The organism is Stutzerimonas stutzeri KOS6, from assembly GCF_000307775.2.
Taxonomy (GTDB): domain Bacteria; phylum Pseudomonadota; class Gammaproteobacteria; order Pseudomonadales; family Pseudomonadaceae; genus Stutzerimonas; species Stutzerimonas stutzeri_B.
The window spans coordinates 845,479-866,865 of sequence record NZ_KK020676.1; the positions used below are offsets into that span (position 1 = coordinate 845,479).

18 protein-coding genes, 1 pseudogene and 1 riboswitch are annotated in these 21,387 nt (G+C 62.9%); of the genes and pseudogenes, 13 read left to right on the plus strand and 6 right to left on the minus strand.

The genetic code is table 11. The annotated features are described in order from the left end of the window. Window positions 1-2: 2 nt before the first annotated feature. The 10 genes from B597_RS0223245 (at window position 3) to B597_RS32230 (ending at window position 14,462) form a co-directional block, all read left to right on the plus strand. Window positions 3-293: a hypothetical protein gene (locus tag B597_RS0223245; RefSeq protein ID WP_003296291.1), complete on the plus strand. Its 291-nt coding sequence runs from the start codon at window positions 3-5 to the stop codon at window positions 291-293. Continuing rightward, complete coding sequence (gene tssF, locus B597_RS32190; RefSeq protein ID WP_003296292.1) at window positions 293-2,083, plus strand: type VI secretion system baseplate subunit TssF; 1,791 nt, start codon at window positions 293-295, stop codon at window positions 2,081-2,083. Before B597_RS0223245 ends, tssF begins: the two co-directional genes overlap by 1 nt. After that, window positions 2,047-3,066 carry a type VI secretion system baseplate subunit TssG gene (tssG, locus tag B597_RS32195; protein WP_003296293.1) on the plus strand — a complete coding sequence of 340 codons (1,020 nt, stop codon included), beginning with the start codon at window positions 2,047-2,049 and terminating at the stop codon, window positions 3,064-3,066. Before tssF ends, tssG begins: the two co-directional genes overlap by 37 nt. A gap of 11 nt (window positions 3,067-3,077) precedes the next feature. Beyond that, window positions 3,078-5,669, plus strand: a complete 2,592-nt coding sequence (tssH, locus tag B597_RS32200) for a type VI secretion system ATPase TssH (RefSeq protein WP_024161877.1) — start codon at window positions 3,078-3,080, stop codon at window positions 5,667-5,669. Window positions 5,670-5,679: 10 nt separating this feature from the next. After that, a complete protein-coding gene (locus B597_RS32205; RefSeq protein ID WP_024161878.1) occupies window positions 5,680-7,188 on the plus strand; it encodes a sigma-54 interaction domain-containing protein in 1,509 nt (502 codons plus the stop codon). Window positions 7,189-7,203: 15 nt separating this feature from the next. Next, a complete protein-coding gene (locus B597_RS32210; RefSeq protein WP_024161879.1) occupies window positions 7,204-9,282 on the plus strand; it encodes a type VI secretion system Vgr family protein in 2,079 nt (692 codons plus the stop codon). Then, entirely contained in the window at window positions 9,279-10,124 is an 846-nt protein-coding gene (locus B597_RS32215) for a DUF4123 domain-containing protein (protein WP_003292937.1), read from the plus strand. Before B597_RS32210 ends, B597_RS32215 begins: the two co-directional genes overlap by 4 nt. 4 nt (window positions 10,125-10,128) lie before the next feature. Next, complete coding sequence (locus B597_RS46325; RefSeq protein WP_226924960.1) at window positions 10,129-10,890, plus strand: hypothetical protein; 762 nt, start codon at window positions 10,129-10,131, stop codon at window positions 10,888-10,890. Window positions 10,891-10,896: 6 nt separating this feature from the next. Beyond that, window positions 10,897-13,047 carry a lipase family protein gene (locus B597_RS32225; RefSeq protein ID WP_192939394.1) on the plus strand — a complete coding sequence of 717 codons (2,151 nt, stop codon included), beginning with the start codon at window positions 10,897-10,899 and terminating at the stop codon, window positions 13,045-13,047. A 1,208-nt stretch (window positions 13,048-14,255) separates the two neighbouring features. Further along, window positions 14,256-14,462, plus strand: a complete 207-nt coding sequence (locus B597_RS32230; protein WP_024161881.1) for a hypothetical protein — start codon at window positions 14,256-14,258, stop codon at window positions 14,460-14,462. A gap of 16 nt (window positions 14,463-14,478) precedes the next feature. On the opposite strand, the gene B597_RS32235 is transcribed toward B597_RS32230, so the two are convergent. Genes B597_RS32235 through B597_RS32250 form a run of 4 tightly spaced genes read right to left on the minus strand, consistent with a single transcriptional unit; the run spans window position 14,479 to window position 16,841 of the window. Then, window positions 14,479-14,940: a DoxX family protein gene (locus B597_RS32235; RefSeq protein WP_003292930.1), complete on the minus strand. Its 462-nt coding sequence runs from the start codon at window positions 14,938-14,940 to the stop codon at window positions 14,479-14,481. Between the two features lie 10 nt (window positions 14,941-14,950). After that, on the minus strand, window positions 14,951-15,727 hold the full coding sequence (locus B597_RS32240) for an HvfC/BufC N-terminal domain-containing protein (protein WP_024161882.1): 777 nt from the start codon (window positions 15,725-15,727) through the stop codon (window positions 14,951-14,953). After that, the gene (locus tag B597_RS32245) at window positions 15,724-16,551 is read right to left on the minus strand and encodes an MNIO family bufferin maturase (protein ID WP_031323335.1); all 828 of its coding nucleotides are present in this window, start codon (window positions 16,549-16,551) and stop codon (window positions 15,724-15,726) included. The genes B597_RS32240 and B597_RS32245 overlap by 4 nt, the downstream gene beginning before the upstream one ends. 17 nt (window positions 16,552-16,568) lie before the next feature. Then, on the minus strand, window positions 16,569-16,841 hold the full coding sequence (locus B597_RS32250; RefSeq protein WP_003292927.1) for a BufA1 family periplasmic bufferin-type metallophore: 273 nt from the start codon (window positions 16,839-16,841) through the stop codon (window positions 16,569-16,571). Between the two features lie 191 nt (window positions 16,842-17,032). Here B597_RS32250 and B597_RS32255 point away from each other — a divergent pair, with 191 nt between their 5' ends. The 3 genes from B597_RS32255 to B597_RS32265 are packed head-to-tail and all read left to right on the plus strand — an operon-like array spanning window position 17,033 to window position 19,216. After that, on the plus strand, window positions 17,033-17,602 hold the full coding sequence (locus B597_RS32255; RefSeq protein ID WP_003292926.1) for a sigma-70 family RNA polymerase sigma factor: 570 nt from the start codon (window positions 17,033-17,035) through the stop codon (window positions 17,600-17,602). Next, complete coding sequence (locus tag B597_RS32260; protein WP_003292925.1) at window positions 17,599-18,240, plus strand: NrsF family protein; 642 nt, start codon at window positions 17,599-17,601, stop codon at window positions 18,238-18,240. Before B597_RS32255 ends, B597_RS32260 begins: the two co-directional genes overlap by 4 nt. A gap of 58 nt (window positions 18,241-18,298) precedes the next feature. Continuing rightward, a complete protein-coding gene (locus B597_RS32265) occupies window positions 18,299-19,216 on the plus strand; it encodes a LysR family transcriptional regulator (protein ID WP_003292924.1) in 918 nt (305 codons plus the stop codon). A gap of 252 nt (window positions 19,217-19,468) precedes the next feature. On the opposite strand, the gene B597_RS32270 is transcribed toward B597_RS32265, so the two are convergent. Further along, a complete protein-coding gene (locus tag B597_RS32270; protein ID WP_003292922.1) occupies window positions 19,469-20,728 on the minus strand; it encodes a D-amino acid dehydrogenase in 1,260 nt (419 codons plus the stop codon). 162 nt (window positions 20,729-20,890) lie between these two features. Continuing rightward, a riboswitch (glycine riboswitch) is annotated at window positions 20,891-20,978 on the minus strand. A gap of 161 nt (window positions 20,979-21,139) precedes the next feature. Continuing rightward, window positions 21,140-21,387, minus strand: a pseudogene (locus tag B597_RS47565) (hypothetical protein); the annotation flags it as partial.

Here is a 21,387-nt window from a genome sequence, read left to right on the forward strand (position 1 = left end):
GGATGTCCGGCAAACCCGCAGCCCACCCCGTCGCCCCCACTGCTTGCCCCGAGGCGGGCCGCGGTACCCACCCCATCGCCACCGGCTCACCCGGCGTGCTGTTCGACGGCAAACTGGCGGTGGTGGACTGTATGGGTAACCACGGTCATGTCGTGGCCGCGAGTTCGGGAACGGCGGTCATCGATACCATTGACACCCCGGCGGCGTTCATTTTGCCCAACCCACAGGACTGGCTGGACCACCTGCCGCGGCAGGACGCCCTCGGTGGCATGGACATGGGACACGGCGCCTGATGTCCTTCCACCACTACTACCAAAACGAACTCACCGCCCTGCGCCAACTGGGCAAGCGTTTCGCCGAGCGCAGTCCGGCGCTGGCGCCGTTCCTCGGACAGGCCGGGCGCGACCCGGATGTCGAGCGCCTGCTCGAAGGTTTCGCCTTTCTCACCGGACGGTTGCGACAGAAGCTCGATGACGAGCTGCCGGAGCTGACGCACTCGCTGATGCATCTGCTGTGGCCGAACTACATGCGCCCGCTGCCGGCTTTCAGCATGCTGCAGTTCGATCCTCTGAAGAGGCCCGGCCCGGCGCTGACGGTGCCGCGCAATACGCCGGTGGAATCCAATCCGATTCAGGGCGTGAGCTGCAGCTTTCGCACCGCCTACGCCACCGAGGTGCTGCCGCTGGCACTGCAGGCACTGGAGTATTCGGTCAAGGGCACCGGCGCGCTGCTCAGCCTACGCCTGCAGATGAGCGCCGATGGCCATCTCGGCGAGATCGGCCTCAGCCATCTGCGCCTGCATCTGGCCGGCGAGCCCTATATCAGCCAGTTGTTGTACCTGAGCATGCTGCGTCATCTGGACGGCATCGAGCTGGTGCCGCTGGACCATCTGGGCCATCCGCTGACCGCTCCCGATGGCCGACCGCTGACGCCCTTGCAGCTCAACGCCAAACAGGTCGAACCGGTGGGATTCGCCGAGGACGAGGCGCTGATCCCCTACCCGCTCAACACCTTCCGCGGCTATCGCTACCTGCAGGAATATTTCGCCTTCCCGGACAAGTTCCTCTTCGTCGACCTCAAGGGCCTGGAGATCATCCAGCGCATCCCCGCGGATTTGCTCAAGCAGACCCGCGGCCTGGAGCTGCGCTTCGACATTCACAAGGCCGGCGTGCAGCGCATCCGCCCGACGCAGGACAACGTGCGCCTGTACTGCACGCCGGTGGTCAACCTGTTCGCGCACGATGCCATCCCGATCCGCCTGGACGGCAAGCAGGACCAGTACCTGCTGCTGCCGGCCGAGTACGATGCGCAGCAGTGCGGCGTATTCTCGGTGGACCGCGTGACCGGCTGGAAGCCCGGCGGCATGGGCTACGAGGAGTACGTGCCGTTCGAATCCTTCGAGCACGATCCCAGCTTCGACGTGCCGCTGGCGCGCCCGCACTACAGCGTGCGCCAGCAACCGTCATTGCTGGGCGAAGGCCAGGAAACCTGGCTGAGCTTCGGTCTGCGCAACCTCGACCAGCACGAGACGCTGTCCATAGAACTGACCTGCACCAACCAGAACCTGCCGCGCCAGCTCAGGCTCGGCGACATCTGCCGGCCCAGCGAAGATACCCCGGAATTTCTCAGCTTCCGCAATATCTCGGCGGTCACCCCGAGCTACGCCCCGCCGCTGCAACGTGACTATCTGTGGAAGCTGATCAGCAACATGTCGCTGAACTACCTGTCGCTGGCCAACGTCGAGGCGCTCAAGGTGATCCTCGAGACCTACGACCTGCCACGCTATTACGACAAGCACGCCGAGAACGTCAGCCGGCGACGTCTCGGCGGCCTGACCCGCATCGCCCACCAGCACGTCGACCGCCTGCATCGCGGGCTGCCGGTGCGCGGCGTACGTACCGAACTGACCATGAACCAGGACGGCTTCATCGGTGAGGGCGATCTGTTCCTCTTCGCCTCGGTGCTCAACGAATTCTTCGCCCTCTACGCCAGCCTCAATTCATATCACGAACTGCGCGTGCAGAGCACACAGGGAGAGGTGTACCTATGGACGCCGCGCATGGGTCAGCAACCGCTGCTCTGAAACCGCTCAACCGCGGTATCCGCGAGTACAGCCTGTTCCAGGGTGTGCTGCTGGTGCTCGACCACCTGCGCCAGCTCAACCCTGGCCTCGGCGACGAGGCGCTCTACGAACGCCTGGAGTTCCAGGCCAACCCGAGCCTGGGCTTTCCCGGCAGCGATATCGAGCAGCTGCAGTTCTTCCAGGAGCATGGCGAGTGGCGGGCGCGCCTGCGCATCAACCTGGTCAGCCTGTTCGGCGCCGGCTCGCCGCTGCCGGCCTTCTACGGCGAACAGGCGCTTGGCGACAGCGAGGACGGCAACCCGACCCGCGACTTCCTCGACCTGTTCAACAACCGTCTACAGCGCCTGCTGCTGCCGATATGGCAGAAGTACCGATACCGCGCCCGCTTCACCAGCGGCGCCCATGACCCCTTCTCGGAGCAGCTGTTCGCCCTGGTCGGACTCAGCGGCGAGGCCATCCGCAGCGCGCCGGAACTGAACTGGAAGCGCCTGCTGCCCTATCTCGGCCTGCTCAGCCTGCGCGCACACTCGGCAGCATTGATCGAATCGGTGCTGCGCTATTACTTCAAGCACGCCGAGCTGAACATCGAGCAATGCCTGGAGCGCCAGGTGGAAATCCTCGGCGAGCAACGCAACCGCCTCGGCCAGGCCAACAGCCAACTGGGCGAAAGCCTGGTGCTCGGCGAGCGGGTCCGCGACCGCGGCGGCAAGTTCCGCATCCACATCCGCCAGCTGGACTGGAATCGCTTCCACGAATTCCTGCCCATCGGCAGCGGCTACCAGCCGCTCTGTGCGCTGTTGCGCTTCACCCTGCGCGATCCGCTGGATTACGACCTGCGCCTGGAGCTGCGCCCGGATGAGATCCGTGAACTGCGCATCGGCGCCGACAACGACTGCCGCCTCGGCTGGACCAGCTGGCTCGGACGCGAACGCGCCGACGGCCTGGTCACCTTGGGCAGTCAGCGGGCTAGCGCCCTCCATTAAGGAAGATGAAAATGATCAATGTCGATCTGCAGCAGCTGGTACAGGCGCTGGACGCCGAGACCAAGCGCGATCTGGAAGGCGCCGCCGAACGCTGCGTGATCCGTGGCGGCAGCAAGATTCTCGTCGAGGACCTGCTGCTCGGCCTGCTCGAGCGGGCCGATGGCTTGCTCAAGCGAGCCTTGCTGGATGCCGAGGTGGACGCCGGCACACTGGCGCAGGCGCTGCAACCACGAGGCGAGCGCAGCGAATCGCGCAACCCGGTGTTTTCCACCGAACTGGTGCAATGGCTGCAGGATGCCCTGCTGGTGGCCAGCCTTGAACTCGGCCACAGCCAGATTGACCAGGCAGCGCTGATTCTCGCGCTGCTGCGCAATCCGCTGCGCTATGCCGGCAGTCATTACCAGCCATTGCTGGCCCGGCTGGATGCCGAGCGCCTGCGCGACTTCGCTCTCAGCCAGCAGCCGCAAGGCAGCACTGGCAGACCTGCCGCCAGTGGCGAGTCAAACTTGGCGCGCTTTACCCACAGCTTCACCCAGCAGGCCCGCGACGGCACGCTCGATCCGGTGCTCTGCCGCGACTCGGCGATCCGCCAGATGATCGACATCCTTGCCCGGCGGCGGAAGAACAATCCGATCGTGGTCGGCGAGGCCGGGGTCGGCAAGACCGCCATCGTCGAAGGGCTGGCGCTGCGCATCGCCGCCGGCGAAGTGCCTGTGGCACTCAAGGGCGTGGAGCTGCTCTGCCTGGACCTCGGTCTGCTGCAGGCCGGCGCCAGCGTGAAGGGCGAGTTCGAACGGCGACTGCAGGGTGTGATCGACGAGGTGAAGGGCTCGTCGAAGCCGATCATCCTGTTCATCGATGAGGCGCATACCCTGATCGGCGCCGGCGGCCAGGCCGGTAGCGGCGATGCGGCCAACCTGCTCAAGCCCGCCCTGGCGCGCGGCGAGCTGCGCACCATCGCGGCGACGACCTGGAGCGAGTACAAGAAATATTTCGAGAAGGACCCGGCCCTGGCGCGGCGCTTCCAGCCGGTGCAACTGCACGAACCGAGCGTTTCGGAAGCCGTTACCATCCTGCGCGGGTTGGCGCCGGTCTACGAAAAGAGTCACGGCATCTACCTGCGCGACGACGCGGTCACGGCCGCCGCCGAGCTGTCGGCGCGCTATCTGGCCGGCCGGCAGCTGCCGGACAAGGCCGTCGATGTGCTGGATACCGCCTGCGCGCGGGTGCGCATCAGCCTCGCCGCCGCACCCGAGGCGCTGGAGCGTCTGCGCGGCGAGGTTGCCGAAGGCGAGCGCCAGCGTGAAGCCATGCGCCGCGATCTGGCCGCCGGCCTGCCGGTCGACGCGACTGCCCTCGATCGGCTGGAGCAGCGCCTGATCGCGGCGGGTGCCGAGAGCGAGCAGCTGGAAACCTGCTGGGCCAATCAACGCCAGCTCGCCGAGCGCCTGCTCGACCTGCGCAAGCGCACGGCCGAAGCCCGCAGGGATGCGAACGAAGACGGCGAGGCCCCACTGCTCGATGAGCTGGAGGCCGAGCTACGCGCCGTGCAGGCCGCACTCGCCGCAGCCCAGGCCGAGCAGCGACTGGTCAGCCATGAGGTCTGCCCGCGCCTGGTGGCCGAGGTGATCAGCCACTGGACCGGCGTGCCGCTGGCGCAGCTGGCCCGGGAGCACAACGCGCAGGTCGCCAACTTTGCCGCCGATCTGCGCGCCAGGGTGCGCGGTCAGGAACAGGCCGTGAAAGCGCTGGATCGTGCCATGCGCGCGGCAGCGGCCGGGCTGAACAAGCCCGACGCTCCGCTGGGCGTGTTCCTGCTGGTCGGCCCCAGCGGCGTCGGCAAGACCGAAACCGCCCTGGCCCTGGCCGACCTGCTGTACGGCGGCGAGCGCTTCCTCACCGTGATCAACATGTCCGAGTTCCAGGAGAAACACAGCATTTCCCGCCTGATCGGCGCGCCTCCGGGTTATGTCGGCTACGGCGAAGGCGGCATGCTCACCGAAGCAGTGCGGCAGAAACCCTATTCGGTGATCCTGCTCGACGAGGTGGAAAAGGCCGATCCGGATGTGATGAATGTCTTCTACCAGATCTTCGACAAGGGCGTGGCGAATGACGGCGAAGGTCGCGAGATCAACTTCCGCAACACCCTGATCCTGATGACCAGCAACCTCGCCAGCGAGCGCATCGCCAGTTTCTGCGCGGCCGGTCAGCGGCCGGCGGCCGAGGATCTGGAACTGGCCATCCGCCCGCAGTTGTCGCAGCACTTCAAGCCGGCGCTGCTCGGGCGCATGCGCGTGGTGCCCTATTACCCGATCGCCGGCGAAGTGCTCGACGAGCTGATTATGCTCAAGCTGGCGCGCTTCGGTGAGCGGCTGCAGCGTCGCCAGCTGCAGTTCAGTCATTGCCCGGCGCTGGTCATGCACCTCGCCGAGCGCTGCAGCGACAGCGACAGCGGCGCGCGCCTGATCGACCATCTGATCGAACAGCACCTGCAACCGCTGGTGGTGGACCGCCTGCTCGATGCCATGGCCAGTGGCGAGCCGCTGCAGCGGGTGCATGCCACGCTGGATGGCGAGGGTGCACTGGTCTGTGAGTTCGCCTGAGATGTCCGCGATGTTCAAGCAGGTGCCACAGCCGCTGCGCTATGCCGAGGCCCTGTTGGGCCGCTTCGCCGGGCTGGCGCGCGCGGCGAATGCCGACAGCCTGCTCGGTGGGCTGGTGGAAACCGCGGCGCAACTGAGCGATTGCCAGCTCAGCCAGCTCTATCTGCTGGATGCCACCCACACCCGCCTGACGCTTTCGGCCGAGTGGCACAACGGGCTGTTGCAGCCACGCGAGGCCACCAGCCTGCCGAGTGATTACGACGGCGAGCAACTGCTGCAATATTGCCTGTGCCAGAACCAGGCCCTTTGCCTCAGCGAACTGGACAGCAGCCTGCACGGTTCGGGATTTCTGCCAGAGAGCCCGGCTCCCTGGCGCAGCCTGCTCTGCCTGCCGCTGCAGGACGAGCAGCAGCGCGTCGCCGGCCTGTTGCTCACGGCCAGTACCGAGTCGCGCGAGTTGCAAGGTTTTAGCGGCTCGCTGGCGCAGCTCGGTGCCTTCGGCCTCGCCCAGTTGCATCTGCTCAAGCGCATGCGCGCACCCGGCAGCACGACGCCACCTGCCGCGCCAGCCAGCCCCTGCGCCAGCGGTTACGGCCTGATCGGCGACAGCCCGCGCATGCGTGCGGTCTACCAACTGCTCGGCAAGGTGCTGCACAGCCCGGTCAGCGTGCTGCTCACCGGTGAAACCGGCACCGGAAAGGAACTGGTAGCGCGCGCCATTCACGATTGCGGATTTCGCCGCAGCAAGCCATTCGTCGTGCAGAACTGCGCTTCGCTGCCTGAGCAGCTCTTGGAAAGTGAGCTGTTCGGCTACCGCAAGGGCGCCTTCACCGGCGCCGACCGCGACCGCAGCGGTCTGCTCGACACGGCGAACGGCGGCACGCTGTTCCTCGACGAGATCGGTGACATGCCGCTGCTGCTGCAGGCCAAGCTGTTGCGCGTGCTGCAGGAAGGTGAAGTGCGCCCGCTGGGCTCCACCGAAACCCACAAGGTCGACGTGCGCATCGTCGCAGCCACCCATCGCGACCTGCGCAGCCAGGTGGAGAACGGCCTGTTTCGCGAGGACCTGTTCTACCGCCTCTCGCACTTCCCCATCGAGCTGCCGCCGCTGCGCGAGCGTGACGAGGACATCCTGCGCCTGGCCCGGCATTTCGCCGACAAGGCCTGCGCCTTCCTCCAGCGTGATCTGTGTCGCTGGTCCGACGCCGCGCTCGAACGTCTGGCAGGCTATGCCTTCCCCGGCAACGTGCGGGAGTTGAAGGGTCTGGTGGAGCGCGCCGTGCTGCTCTGCGAGGGCGGTGAGCTGCTGCCGGAACACTTCAATTTGCATGTAGAGGCGAGCCTGGACAGCAGCCTGAACCTGCGCGAACGCATGGAGCGGGTCGAACGCAGCCTGCTCATGGATTGCCTGCGCAAGAACGGCGGCAACCAGAGCCAGGCCGCCCGCGAACTCGGCCTACCACGGCGCACGCTGCTGTATCGCATGGAACGGCTGAATATCAGCCCGGCCGATCTCTAAGGAAGGAAAGACGCCATGTTCAACCCAGCCAACCAGGTCCACTTCACGCTTGCCCTCGAAGGCATCGAGCACGACTTCAAGGTGCTCGAATTCCAGGGCCGCGAAGCCATCAGCCAACCCTATCGCTTCGACCTGGAACTGGTCAGCAAGCGCCCCGACCTGGATCTGGAAAGTCTGCTGCATCGCCCGGCCTTCCTGGCCTTCGATCCCGACGGCAGCGGCATCCACGGGCTTGTGCATCAGGCTGCCCAGGGTGAATCGGGCAAGCGCCTGACCCGTTACCGGCTGACACTCGTGCCGCAACTGGCCTATCTCGCCCATCGCAGCAACCAGCGCATCTTCCAGCACCTGAGCATGCCGCAGATCGTCGCCCGGGTGCTCGAGGAACACGGTATCCAGGCCGATGCCTACCGCTTCCAGCTCGGCCCGGTGATCTACCCAGAGCGCGAGTATTGCGTGCAGTACGACGAAACCGACCTGCACTTCATTCAGCGCCTGTGCGAGGAGGAAGGCATCCACTATCACTTCCAGCACGACGGGAACGGCCATGTACTGGTCTTCGGCGATGACCAGACGGTCTTCCCAAGGCTCACCGCCACCGCCTATCAACAGGACAGCGGCCTGGTCGCCGACCAACCGGTGATCAAGCGTTTTGGGCTGCGCCTGGAAACCCGTACCAGCCGCGTCACGCGCCGCGACTACGACTTCGAGAAGCCGCGCCTGACCATGGAGGCTGCCTTCCATAGCGACTTCCAGCCGGATCTCGAAGACTACGACTACCCCGGCCGCTTCACCGAGCGCGCCCGCGGCAAGCACCTGTCGCAGCGCGCCCTGGAACGCCACCGCCACGACTACCGTCTGGCCGAGGGCGACAGCGACCAGCCGCAGCTGGCGAGCGGGCATTTCCTCCCGCTCGGCGAACACCCGCGTCGGGAATGGAACGCCCTCTGGTTGCTCAACGAAGTGCGGCATGAAGGCAAGCAGCCGCAAGTGTTGGAGGAGTCGGTCACCAGCCATGTCGATAGCAGCGACGGCTTCGTCCAGGGCTACCGCAACCACTTCAGCGCCACGCCCTGGGACATCCCTTTCCGCCCCGCCCTTCGCCATCCAAAACCGAAGGTGCTCGGCAGCCAGACCGCCGTGGTCACCGGCCCCGCCAGCGAGGAAATTCACTGCGACCAGTACGGTCGCGTAAAAGTCCAGTTCCACTGGGATCGCCACGGCCAGGCCGACGACAAGACCAGCTGCTGGCTGCGCGTCAGCTCCAGCTGGGCCGGCGACCGCTATGGCGGTATCGCCATCCCGCGGGTCGGCATGGAAGTGCTGGTGACCTTTCTCGAAGGCGACCCCGACCAACCGCTGCTGACCGGCTGCCTGTACCACAAGGAACATCAGGTTCCCTACGACCTGCCGGCGAACAAGACCCGCACGGTGTTCAAGACCCTGAGCAGCCCGGGCGGTGGTGGCTACAACGAGCTGCGCATCGAAGACAAGAAAGGCGAAGAACAGATCTACCTGCACGCCCAGCGCGACTGGGACGAGAACATCGAGCATGACCAGAAGATCCGCGTCGGCCATGAACGTCACGACACGGTGGAGGCCAACAGCTACAGCGAATTCCGCGCTGAGGAACACCGCACCACCCACGCCGACCGCAAGACCGAAGTCCGCGCCAATGACCACCTCACCGTCGGCAATAGCCAGCATGTGAAGATCGGCACTGGCCAGTTCATCGAGGCGGGCAACGAGATCCACTACTACGCCGGCAGCAAGGTCGTCATCGACGCCGGCATGGAACTCACCGCCTCTGGCGGCGGCAGTTTCCTCAAACTCGACCCCAGCGGCGTGACGCTGAGCGGTGCGACGATCAAGATGAACTCTGGCGGCTCGGCTGGCACAGGTTCAGGCGTGAACGTCATCGCTCCTCGGATTCCCTGGGCAGCCGACCAAGACAAGGCCGGCGCCAAGCCCAAGCTCGCGCTGGCCAATACCCAACTGCAGCTGGCGCGCAAGGCCCGGCAAATTGCCGCCAGCCGTTGCCCGATCTGCGAAGCGTGCCGGGCGGGGATGTGTGAAGTTGGAGGCGGCCGATGAACGACAGGGTGGAACACTGGCTCAGCGAGCAACAAGCCCAAGGCCGACCGCTGCTGCTCGTTATCGACAGCCTTGCAGAACCGACTCCGCTGCCTAGCCTGTTCTCAACGGATCTGGTGCACAACTACGCCAATCTTTATCAGGGTACCGAGGTCGACGAGATGGCCAGCGCCGCTCCTTGGCTGATATTGCTGAACGAGCTGAATTTCACGCAGCTACGTTTGCTGACCGATGCACCGGAGCAGAACTGGGGCTGGCTCGCCAGCGTCGACCACGCCGACATGGCTGCGCTCACTCAGCACTGGCAAGCTCGCATCTTTGCCGACGAACAAGGGCAGCGTTCGCTTTATCGTTTCCAAGACAACCGCATCATCGCGCGTCATCTCGGCGAACTGGACGCGTCACAACGTCCTCTGCTGCTTGGCCCAATGACCAGCGCGCTCTGCTGGGATGGTCAGGACTGGCAATGGTTCGATAACGAGCTGCCAGGGGAGTACCGCGAGCCCTTCGAAAAACCTTGGTTGTCCATCCCAGAGCCAGAACAGGTACAACGTGCCGTGGCACACCACAACCTTGAGTTGTGGCTATGGCAGACCCACACGCAGGCGACCACTCGGCTCGCCGAAACCCAGGTGGTGAGTGACTGGCTGGACCATCAACTCGACAAAGCGAAGGAATGGCACTGGCACGGCGAGCCGCAACTGCACTTTCTGATCCGCTACCAGCTCGACCCCCAACTGGCCGACCACCCGGCCTGGCAACCGACCGCGAGGGAAACACCGGAAGCCCACTATTCGCGAGTCAGTTCAACACTGGCTTCAAGCCTTTCCGCACAGGATTGATCAGATGTTTTCCCACACTTTTTTCCGTCACCGCTTCCTGCACGCTCACGCATGGCCGGCACTGTTCGGCTTTCTACTCAGCGGTTGCAGCACGCTCGGCTCGGTCGGCGCCGATACTTTCACATTGGAGGGCGAACTACCGGCCGATTTCGCATTAGAGGCTCAGGCGCACTATGGTGTCGCCAACGGCTGCAACGGCCGCGCCCGCACGCGCTCCTTTGAGAGTGACTTCGAAGACAGCCCTCACGCGTATCGATTCAGGATACCGGTCAACTACCGCGACGGTCTTTGCGAGATGCGCCTGGCTCGCGTAGGCCTGTTCATTAATGGCCGCTACGGCGACAAGGATTGGCAACGCACCTACGACAATGGAGGGCTGGAGCTGGTCGACGCGCTGCCGGAAGGTGCGCCGCGATTCGATGGCAACGGAAGATTGAGCAAGACAGCTGAATGCATATGGCTGTTTCAGCTTAGCAAAGCATATTCCCGTAAAGGTGAGGTCAGTAGGCTGCTGAGCTGTAACGGGGCTGGAGCTCACCTTGCAATTAGCAAACTAGTAAATAAAACCGTAGAACTTGATATCAGTATCAGCACCACATACAAACCATACCTACGAGGGTATTGGTTAAAAACACAACATGGATGGAAACCTTGCACAGGGCGGTGGGGCACTGATTACGAAGAACGCTGCACAGAGCCACCTCAATTTCGCACATTTAAAATGAACGGCCGCGTGTGCTCCGTTTTCCCAAATTGCACGGAGTAATCACGGATGGACTTTTCGCCAAGCACCATCAGTCTAGAATGCCCTAACCGACAGAAAGGAATTAGTTTTCGGCTGGTAGACGAGCACGGAATTGGGAAACCATATGCTGGGCTTGCTTATCAGCTGCACGATAGCCAAGGGCAAACATACGCAGGCCATCTAGATGAGGATGGATACGCTGAAGTACCACAGCTCTATCCTGGGGTGGCGGTACTCCAGCTATCGGAGGGCTACTCAGGAAACGATGCATGGTACACGGCGTTATCAAGCCGCGAAGACTTCAGGCTTCCTTTAACGGCACTGCAAATAGCGGCAGAACAGTCGCCTTCCGGCCCCCGTCGCTCCGATGGAAAAACTTTCTTAGCGGAAGCTCGGGCTAAAAGGGAATGCGCTCGATTCCTCAGGGTGGAAGTCAGCGATTTTGCCGAAGCCACGGGCCATCTGCCGGAGCGCGACTTCACCTGGGAACCTCGCCCAACGGCCCAGCTCAAGTGCAACGCCGGCACTGCACAATGCCACCCGGGGATCGCTCTGGCACCGGATACCTACCACTTGCTCGAAGTCAAAGCGCTTCGCGCATACAGCCCGCTGCTCTCGAGAGACAAAAAGTTTTGTGCCTTGAACGCCTATCATCTGGCGGTGATGGGTGCGTTCGCTTACGCCCCGTTCAGTACCTGTCAGGAATCGGGAATACGGTACGCTTCTAACCCACCTCCTTACTCCAATCCGGGCTCGATAGGGCATGTCTTGCGCGAACAGCTGGCCCGCCTAGAAAAGTCCCAGCTCTTTGGTGAAGCGAGCTATCACCTTCTGTACGAGGAAGTACCTTATTCCAAGCGTTTGGAAGTTATGCCGTACGATCCGGAGCGTTATCAAAAGGAAGCCTCGAAGGGGTGGCGCAATCCGGAAGATGTGCACTTTTTGCATCACGAGCAATCCGACACTCAGGCTTTCATCACCCATAACGATAAGATCATACTGATTTCCGTGCGTGGCACCCTTGAGCTAAAGGATTTTCTGCTAGACGCCGACGCACGACAGGTTCCGTTCAAAGAAGGTACTGGCCAAGCGCATCGAGGCTTCTACAACGCTTTCAGCGCAGCCAAAAAGTTCGTCGAGCGCTATATGGAAGCTTTTTACATAGGGCAGACCATTATCGTCTGTGGACACAGTCTAGGCGGTGCGGTCGCGCTGCTTCTGTCTGCATGGATAAACTCGAACTGGTCTAAAGATACGCAGCTCTATACGTATGGCGCCCCCCGCGCTGCCGATCAAGCGTTCGTCCAGAACGCCAACGAACTTACACATCATCGCCTAGTAAACCACAACGATCCAATTCCGGGAGTTCCGTTCATATGGATGGACGCAGAATGGAAGCTCGCCGCGGCAGGAGTCGTCGCGTTATTTAGCTCCCCAGCAATAGGCATTTCTTTACTTCTGGGGGGCTTGCTCAACCTGCAAGGCGACCCTTATCAACATCATGGCGAACAACGCCATTTCGCGACACGAAAACCGGGCAGTGGCAGTGCAAGTGCCGTTATGTGGCAACCCAACTGCGCGCTGATCGACGAACAAGCCTGCGCCCGTTATGCCGGTGCTCTGAACCTGAAAGACGATATGCCTGAGCGCACCGCGTTCATTAGTCAGCTAGCCTCGTTTTCCGAGCACTCAAGCGACAGCGGCTATAGTCGGGCCATGCTTACCACCATGTTGCGCTGGTATAGCAGCGTTACGGAGCGCGGCGGTGCACTGTTCACGCGTGCGGAAATTACGGACATCGATGGGCTTATACGAAACGCCGAAGAGGAGCTGGCAAGCTGGCGACCACGCAGTTTTGTCGAATTCCGACACGAGATCAGATTGCGCCACGATAGCCGCTTCTACAACAAAACAGACGCGCAGCTGATGCAACTCTACAGCGAAGGAATCACTGCTATTCGCCAGCTAAGTGCCCAGCAACGCGATGCGCTGAACCGTGCCCGACAACGGCTGTTGAACGAAGCAGATCGTAAGCTGATCGCTCAAGATATTTTTGGCGATCTCTGGCAACGGAACGATATCCCGAGTTTAATTGAGCAGTGGCTTGCCTTGGCTTCAAATCGCAAGGCAGCACAGCTAGCGCAACGTTCGAGCTCGCCTAAGCCTACGTTCGTTTAAATGTACGGCCGACTCGTTGCCTCATAGATTGATATTTAACGCGAGCCCTGCTTCGTTTTGCCCTGACTTTCAAGCAAAGCATTGCCTTGCAGCAGGCCATAAAGCCTTTTTTACGAGCTTCAAACAGGTGACTGCTTATACTTTTTTCTGTAGTCGCTGCTTGCGCGCTCGCGCATGGCCTGCACTTTTCGGCTTCCTGCTCAGCGGGTGCAGCACCCTCGGCTCGGCCGGCGCCGACACCTTTACATTGCAAGGCGAGCTGCCGGCCGATTTCGCACTGAAGGCTCAGGCCCATTACGGCGGGTCCGAGAGATGTAGTGGCCGCGGTCATGTGAAGGTTTCAAAAAAGATTACGAAAACGTGCCGCATGGGTATGAGTTGGAGATTCCAGGTAAGTTGCAGCTGAATTTTCCACCCACAGGCCCTCGATGCACTGATGTAAGAATCTATCTAGCGCAAGAACGCGCAGCAAAATAAAAAATGCTTATTTCATACGAGCCGAAGTAAGCGGCTTGTAGAGAGCAAGGGCCATCTTACAACGCCAAACGAAAACTGGACGACACAGTCTGCATTAAACGGAACGCAGGCCCAGACCTGGAAACAGAACAAGATATGAGTGAGGCCACAATATTTGAACGAATCATAGTTTTCTCTTTGATCTTGCTTGCCGTCACTGGGGGCTTCAACGGAATCCACATCTGCTTTCATGGGATTCGCCGACTCGACCCGTATTTTTTTACCAAACTCAATGTAGAACGGGAGTCGTATAGTCCCTTTGATAGTTTTTCCCGAATGCATAGATATAGTTTTCAGTATACCCTCGGCTTAAAACGACCAGCTATTGGTAACGGCCTAGCCGTATGGCTTTACGTCATTTGCACCTGCCTTATAGCTTATTGGATCAGCATGTTTATTGGTTTTCTTGGCCATCAGCTTGGAATAAGCATCTTGAATTGAATTGCTATCAGCAAATACGATTAGCGACACTTCTATAATCGGCAGGTTTAACTTCTTCTGGCGCAATAGCTAAAAACCGAACGCGCGACTAGCGAGAGAAGCTGAATTCGAAGGCTACTCATCCAAGCAGGCACTACCGTTCGGCAGCCAAACGCTGGCGGCCGATGAACGGGCAGGGATTAAGCCGCGTGAAGTGACAAAATGACATCACAGCTGCGGATGCAGCCCTTCCGATGATCAGAGTCACTTTCATGTCCGCCAATCGCCGCTATTCCATCATCCTCGACCACACCGGCCAGGTCCTGCTTGAGCAGGCCTCGCTTGAGCAGGTCGAGGCGTTCTGGGACGCCAATGATGCCCTTTACTTCGGCCTGCGCATCGAAGACGCGCAGAGCGATCACGCTCGGGTGTTCGTCACCGATGAGATTCCCGAGGATGAGGACGTCGTGCCTGCCTGATGTCGCGCCGCCGAGGCTAGCGAATGCCCAACAGCTGATCGAGCGAGAGCCGCCCGGCGCCGCGGCCGATCAGCAGTAGCAGCAGCGCCGCCCAGCTCAGGTGAGTCGGCCAGGCGTCGGGGTAGACGAAGAGCTGGATCACCAGCGTCATCAGCAGCAACGCCAGCGCCGACAGCCGCGTGCACAGGCCGAACACCAGCAACAGCGGGAACAGGTGCTCGGCATAGGTCGCCAGGTGCGCCGCAATGGACGGCGGTAGCAATGGCAATGCGTATTCGCTGCGAAATAGCTCGAAAGTGCCCGGGGTGATGTCCAGCACACCGCTGACCTTGGTGCGCCCGGAGAGCAGGAAGATCGCCGCGATGGCCAACCGTGCCGCCAGGCTTAGCAGCGAATCGCCGAGCAACTGCTGCAGCCGCTGCGCGAACGCGTTCCATTGTTGACGCAGACGCAGCGGCAGGTTGTGCATGGCGCTCATGACGATTTCCTCATGTGGATGGCGTCGTCGGCACCAGCGCGGCGAACGCGCCTGCCGCCAGCAGCCGGCCTAGAAGGTCGTTGAAGTCGAGTTGCGGATGGACCGCCAGCACCAGTTCCGATGCCTGCTCCAGCGACCGGCCAGCTGCGCAGGCATCGAGAAATGCACAGCCGGCGCGCTCGAGCGGCTGCCAGCCGATTCGGCCGGCGCTTCGGCTCAGCAGCGCCCCTTCGCCCTGCCAGACCAGCGTCGCCGGCACCTCGCGCCTCTCGCGGGTGCAGCGCCAGATGCTGTACACCGGCAGCTCGGCGAACCACCGCCAGCGCAGCGCAGCGCGCGGAACTAGCGCCTGCCGGGCCAGGTGCTCCGGGTTTTGTGTCGCCAAGACAGCGAGGGCGAGAACGGGTTGCTCCACGGCGCTGAATACCTCGAGCCAGAGCAGGTCCAACTGCGCGACACCAGACAGATAGGACAGCTCCCGAGCCGGTTCGAAGCCCTGGAGAAACGCCGGAAAACCCTCACCGTACTCAAGCAACGAGCCACGGCGCGGCGGCATCTCGCGCGCGTACAGCATCGCGGCGGCGGCAAACCACTCCTCCCCCACCAATCGTTCGACGGCAGGGAAATTGGCGCGCAGCGCATCGACGCAGCCCTTGGCCAGGGTGTTGCGGTACACGGCGAATCCGGGCTGCGCGACCAGCGCAGCGAGTTCGCCCGCCACGTTGTCGGGCGCGTCGGTCAGCGCCGCGACGAAGGCGTCCTGAAATGCCGCCAGCGAGCCGCTCATTGCCAGGTCCCCCCTTCGTTGAGCACCTGCTGGGCGCGGTCACGCTCGGCCAGTAGCGTCTCGAAAGCCGGCAGCTTGTCGTCGCGCTCGATCAGCGTCGGGCGTGGGCCGATACGCTCGATCAGTTGCCGATAGAGCGCCCAAACCGCCGCGTCCACCGGCGCATCGTGGGAATCGATCAGCAGCGAAGACGCGTCATCCTGGCTGTGCCCGGCCAGGTGGATCTCCATGATCGGCGTGGCTGGAAAGCACTGAACGTAGGCGGCCGCAGCGAAACCCAGGTTGTGTGCGCTGACCTGCACGTTGTTGACGTCCAGCAGCAGCCCGCAGCCGGTGCGTCGGCTGAGCTCGGCGAGAAAGTCGATCTCGTCCCACTCGTGCTGCTCGAAGCGCAGGTAGTGGCTGGGATTTTCGATGGCGATACGCTGCCCAAGGACCTCCTGGGCCCGCTCGATATTCGCCGCGATTCGTATCAATGCCGCCGTGGTCCGCGGAAAAGGCAACAGGTCGGGATGGTAGTTGCCGCGCCAGCTCGACCAGGCCAGGTGTTCGGAGATCAGCGCCGGCCGCACACGCTCGGCCAGCACCTTGAGCCGCTGCAGATGCGCCGCATCCGGCGCATGGTCGGCGGCCAGCGACAGCGATACACCGTGCAATGACAGCGGGTGCCGCGCGCCCACTGCCTCCAGCCAGTCAAGCCGCGGACCACCGCCGACCATGTAGTTCTCCGGATGGACCTCGAACCACAGCCCGTCCGCCACGTAGGCACAGGCATCCGCGTAATGGTCGGGTTTTAGCCCGAGTCCTGCTCCGAGAAGCTGCATGGCCGGCACCGCTACGCTCAGCGCTCGACCGGGGTCAGCGAGCCCATGCCTTTGGGCGTCTCGATCGAGGTGCAGGTACCGGCGGGCACCAGTTTCCAGGCGTTGCCCTGGTAATCACGCTTGGACGTACCGGCGCAGCTGGTGCCGGCACCAGCCTTGCAATCGTTCTGCCCGGCCAGCGCGACGCCGTAGCATTTTTCCATGTCGCCTTTGTCGCTTTCGCCAGCCTGAGCGCCGGCGGCGATCGAAGCCAAAGCAATGGCGGCAGCCGCCAGGTTGAGAGTCTTCATGTTGGATTCTCCGCAATCGTTGAGTGGCCATCGGCGGAACTGCAGATGGCTCGTGAGGTAGTTCGCTGCGTCAGCCGCGGTGGTTACAGTCAGCGAAAAATTATTTTGAGATTTCCCCCGCGGCGCCCTACCGTGAGCCTGCCCGACGGGCGGCGGACATTTCGCGGTTCCACCTGTAACCAGAGCAGCCGATGGAACGAACTACCTCTCAGGAGACACTCCAGGCCCGCGAGAGCGAGCTACGGGCGCTGCTGCTGCGCGGGCTCGATGGCGATGCGAGGGCCTACCGGGCATTCCTCGGCCAGCTCAGCGGCCATCTGCGCGGTTTTCTGCGTCGCCGCCTGTCGCAATCGAGTGAGCTGGAAGACGTACTGCAGGAGGTACTGCTGGCCGTACACAATGCGCGGCAGACCTATCGCGCCGAACAGCCGCTGACGGTCTGGGTACAGGCGATCTGTCGCTACAAACTGGCCGATCACTACCGCGCCCGTGGCCGCCAAGCCGCGCAGACGGACTGGCTGGACGAAGCCGACGAGCTGCTCGCCGTACAAGACAATGAGCAGGCCGAAGCCCGCCGCGACCTGGGCAAGCTGCTCCAGCAACTACCGCCACGCCAGCGACTACCCATCATTCACGTCAAACTGGAGGGCCTCTCGGTGGAAGAAACCGCGCGTCTGACCGGACTTTCCAGCTCGGCGATCAAGGTCGGCATTCATCGCGGGCTCAAGGCCCTGGCGATCAAGATTCGAGGTAAAGCATGAAAACCGATGACCTGATTGCCTTGCTCGCCAGCGAGGTTGCGCCGGTTGAACGGCATGTCATCGCCAAGCGCTTCGCCGCGGCGTTGCTGTGCGGGCTGGCCGCTGCGCTGCTGCTGATCGTGACCGGTTATGGCATCCGCCCCGACCTGGCGGCGATCGCCACGATGCCACTGTTCTGGGCCAAACTGGCCCTGCCGGCAGCCTTGCTGCTCGGAGCGCTGCAGCTGGCCACGCGCATGGCACGCCCCGGCACGCAGGTGGGTCGCAGTTGGGTGCTGCTGGCAGCGCCGCTGGTGGTCGTCTGGGTAGCCGCACTGGCGATCCTGATTACCGCCCCGGCCGATGCGCGCATGTCGCTGCTGCTCGGCGATACCTGGCACGAGTGCCTGGCGAACATCGCCCTGCTGTCGATTCCCGCCTTCATCGCCGTGTTCCGGGCGTTACGCGGGCTGGCACCGACGCGTCCGCGTCTGGCCGGCGGCGCTGCCGGCCTGCTCGCAGGCAGCATCGCCGCGCTCGCCTACAGCCTGCACTGCCCGGAGATGGCCGTGCCGTTCTGGGCGCTCTGGTATCTGCTCGGCATGCTCCTGCCCGGTGCGCTCGGCGCCCTGCTCGGACCGCGCCTGCTGCGCTGGTAACACGCCGCAACGCGAACTCCTCCGGCATAATCGCCTGCCCGACCGCGGAGCAACGGCCATGCAGATCGACGAAGAACTGACCCTGAAGAAGCTGGAAGTTTTCCTGGCCTTCATGCGCAGCGGCAATCTCGGCAAGGCAGCGGTGGAACTGAACACCAGCAACGTCAGCGTGCACCGCGCCATCCATTCCCTGGAAAGCGCGCTGCGCTGCCCGCTGTTCAAGCACGAGGGGCGCAACCTGATTCCGCTGGAGAGCGCCTACGTGCTCGAAGAGCGCGCCCAGCAGTTGGTCAAGGACGTGCTCGAGACGGTGCGCCAGACCCGCGAGGCAGCCGGTTTCTCGGCCGAGCGCTTCAAGCTCGGCGCCTTGTATTCGCTGACGGTGAAGACCGTGCCGCAGCTGATCATGGGTCTGAAACTGCGCCGCAGCGAACTCAACATCGACCTGATCCTCGGCTCCAACGTCGACCTGCTCTACAAGCTGAAGAACATGGAGCTCGACGCGATCCTGGTGTCACTCAACGAGAGCGTCGCCGATCAGGATTGCGAGCAGGTGCAGCTGTTTTCCGACGACATCTTCCTCGCCGCACCGGCGGATTCGCCCTTCGCCAACCAGAGCGAGGTCGATCTCAGCGACCTGCGCGACGCCACCTTCATTACCCTGTCGCAGGGCTTCGCCACCCATCAGGACGGTAACCGGGTGTTCCAGCTGGCGGGCTTCGAGCCCAAGGTGGCGATGCAGGTGAACGACATCTTCACCCTGCTCAGCCTGGTCAATTCGGGGGTCGGCTATGCGCTGCTGCCGGGGCGCGTGGGCATGGTCTACGAGGCACGGGTCAGGCTGATACCGCTGCAGGCGAGGTATCACCTGCAGCAGCATATCGGCGTGGTGTTCCTCAAGGCCAAGGAACGCGACCCCAACCTCCTGGCGCTGCTGGCCGAATGCCGGATGTACAGCCTGAAAAACCCGAGCTGAAGCAGCGGCCGCATGCGGACGAGCGGGATGGGAAGATGGTTCGATCGGCGCCGCAACGGTGGAAGAGGCTTCGCCGTCTTCCACCCTACGTCCGTGCTGTAGGGCCAGACGTAGGGTGGATAACGCGGAGCTTATCCACGCAGCCTTTCGCAACGCCGCCGGATTACGATGGCGCCAATGCCTCCGTGTGGATACTCAACGCAACGGTGGAAGCGAGCGGCTTCGCCGTCTTCCACCCTACGTCCGCCACGGCTAGGCGATGGCCGTCTGCTCGGATGCGACCGGGACTGGCCTGCCCAGGCTTTGCGCCACCACATCGCCGACCATGTCCGCGGTGATCGCACTCAGCGTCCAGCCCAGGTGACCGTGGCCGGTGTTGTAGAACACGCACGGCGCGCTGCCACGGCCGACCTTCGGCATCATGTTCGGCATCATCGGCCGCAGACCGGCCCAGGGCACCACGCTGCGCGTATTCACACCGGGGAAGCACTGGTTGACCCAGTCCACCAGCGGGCGGATGCGATCGGCGCGGATATCGCGGTTGTAGCCGTTGAACTCGGCGGTGCCGGCGACACGGAAACGGTCGTCGCCGAGGCGGCTGCTGACCAGCTTGGTTTCGTCGTCGAGCAGGCTGACAGTAGGTGCCGAGGCGCGGCTGACTTCGTCGCTCAGGTTGACCGTGATCGAGTAGCCCTTGACCGGATAGATGTTCACCCGGTCGCCCAGCTGTGCGGCCAGGGCGCGGCTGGCGGTGCCGGCGCAGACCACCAGGCCGTCGAATTCCAGGCGCTCTTCGCCGGCAACTCCACCCAGCGTCACGCTGGCGCGCTTGCCGTCAGTGGCCACCGCCTGCACGTCCGCGCCATAGAGGCAACGCACGCCGAGCCGCTCGATCGCCATGGCCAGGCCATGGGTGAACTTATGGATGTCGCCAGTCGAGTCGCACTCGGTGAAGTAGCCGCCGTAGTAGGTACCGGCGAGGGTCGGTTCGATGGCGCGCATCTCCCCGGGCGTCACGCTGCGCCGCGGCAATCCGCCTTCGGCGAGCAGGCGCGACACCTGCCCGGCATGCTCGAAGCCGGCCTTGTCGCGGTAGATGTGCAGGATGCCCTTCTTCTTCAGGTCGAAATCGATGCCTTCGGCCTCGGCCCAGGCGAACAGGTGCTCGCGTGCGGCGATGGCCAGACGTGCGGTTTCGATGGTGTTCTGACGGTAGTTGGGAATCGAGCCGATGAACTCGGCGAACCAGGACAGCTTGTGCCAGCTGGGCTTGGGATTGACCAGCAGCGGCGCATCGCTCTTGAGCATCCACTTGAGGCCCTTGACGATGGTCGACCAGTGGTTCCAGACCTCGGCATTGGAGGCCGACAGCTGGCCGCCGTTGGCGAACGAGGTTTCCATCGCCGCGTAGCGGTGCTTTTCCAGCAGGGTGACCGAGAAGCCGCGCTTGGCCAGGGCATAGGCGGTGGTGACGCCGGTGATGCCGCCACCGATGACTGCGATCGTTTTCATTGTTGTCGCTCCAGAACGTCAGAGGGGTCATAGCCCGTGCGCCCAACGCGCGGCGGGCGCCCCCTCTGTTCTGGACCTGAGAGATTCACGAGCGCGTGACACGGCTCGCTTGCTCCTTCGGTGCGCGCGGCGACGAAAACCGGGCGGCTCTTCAGAGTTTCAGCGGTGATAGCGGTCCTTTTGCCTGAGAGTTTCCGGGGCGGTTGCTCCTTCGGCGCTGCCATGCGGCAGTCTCTCCCGCAATCACATCGATTCGCGCCGATCGCCAGCTGTGGCAAATCGTCACGCAATCGCAGGAGACACCCTGCCAGAAAAACCTACCGCTGTAACCCCCGACATTGCGCCGAAGGGATGAGAGGCGTCGTGACGAAAGTCATCAGGCCACGCCTCTCATCGGCTGGCGGAATCGCGTCAGACCCGCAAGCGCGCGGTCAACTCCTGCAGTTCACTGCCCAGTCGGGCCAGCTGCACCGTCGAGGCCGCGGTCTGTTGCGCGGCAGCATCATTCCTGCGTAATCGAATCAGAAGCAGCGCTTCCAAGCGCTTCGCCCAGCTCCTGAAATAGGCCTGTGGGGGCAGTAACTCCCGACCAAGGTCACCCTCACAAAATAGCGCGATCTGCACCCGTCCGACCAAGCGGCAACTTTTTGCCACGAGCT

What these genes read in the sequence shown, in the direction of transcription:
- tssG (WP_003296293.1), top strand. Translation starts at nt 2,047, where the DNA reads ATGGACGCCGCGCATGGGTCAGCAACCGCTGCTCTGAAACCGCTCAAC.
- B597_RS32230 (WP_024161881.1), top strand. Translation starts at nt 14,256, where the DNA reads ATGTCCGCCAATCGCCGCTATTCCATCATCCTCGACCACACCGGCCAG.
- B597_RS32270 (WP_003292922.1), bottom strand. Translation starts at nt 20,728, where the DNA reads ATGAAAACGATCGCAGTCATCGGTGGCGGCATCACCGGCGTCACCACC.
- B597_RS46325 (WP_226924960.1), top strand. Translation starts at nt 10,129, where the DNA reads ATGTTTTCCCACACTTTTTTCCGTCACCGCTTCCTGCACGCTCACGCA.
- B597_RS32205 (WP_024161878.1), top strand. Translation starts at nt 5,680, where the DNA reads ATGTTCAAGCAGGTGCCACAGCCGCTGCGCTATGCCGAGGCCCTGTTG.
- B597_RS32225 (WP_192939394.1), top strand. Translation starts at nt 10,897, where the DNA reads ATGGACTTTTCGCCAAGCACCATCAGTCTAGAATGCCCTAACCGACAG.
- B597_RS32260 (WP_003292925.1), top strand. Translation starts at nt 17,599, where the DNA reads ATGAAAACCGATGACCTGATTGCCTTGCTCGCCAGCGAGGTTGCGCCG.
- tssH (WP_024161877.1), top strand. Translation starts at nt 3,078, where the DNA reads ATGATCAATGTCGATCTGCAGCAGCTGGTACAGGCGCTGGACGCCGAG.
- B597_RS32210 (WP_024161879.1), top strand. Translation starts at nt 7,204, where the DNA reads ATGTTCAACCCAGCCAACCAGGTCCACTTCACGCTTGCCCTCGAAGGC.
- B597_RS32250 (WP_003292927.1), bottom strand. Translation starts at nt 16,841, where the DNA reads ATGAAGACTCTCAACCTGGCGGCTGCCGCCATTGCTTTGGCTTCGATC.
- B597_RS32255 (WP_003292926.1), top strand. Translation starts at nt 17,033, where the DNA reads ATGGAACGAACTACCTCTCAGGAGACACTCCAGGCCCGCGAGAGCGAG.
- B597_RS32245 (WP_031323335.1), bottom strand. Translation starts at nt 16,551, where the DNA reads ATGCAGCTTCTCGGAGCAGGACTCGGGCTAAAACCCGACCATTACGCG.
- B597_RS0223245 (WP_003296291.1), top strand. Translation starts at nt 3, where the DNA reads ATGTCCGGCAAACCCGCAGCCCACCCCGTCGCCCCCACTGCTTGCCCC.
- B597_RS32215 (WP_003292937.1), top strand. Translation starts at nt 9,279, where the DNA reads ATGAACGACAGGGTGGAACACTGGCTCAGCGAGCAACAAGCCCAAGGC.
- B597_RS32265 (WP_003292924.1), top strand. Translation starts at nt 18,299, where the DNA reads ATGCAGATCGACGAAGAACTGACCCTGAAGAAGCTGGAAGTTTTCCTG.
- B597_RS32235 (WP_003292930.1), bottom strand. Translation starts at nt 14,940, where the DNA reads ATGAGCGCCATGCACAACCTGCCGCTGCGTCTGCGTCAACAATGGAAC.
- B597_RS32240 (WP_024161882.1), bottom strand. Translation starts at nt 15,727, where the DNA reads ATGAGCGGCTCGCTGGCGGCATTTCAGGACGCCTTCGTCGCGGCGCTG.
- tssF (WP_003296292.1), top strand. Translation starts at nt 293, where the DNA reads ATGTCCTTCCACCACTACTACCAAAACGAACTCACCGCCCTGCGCCAA.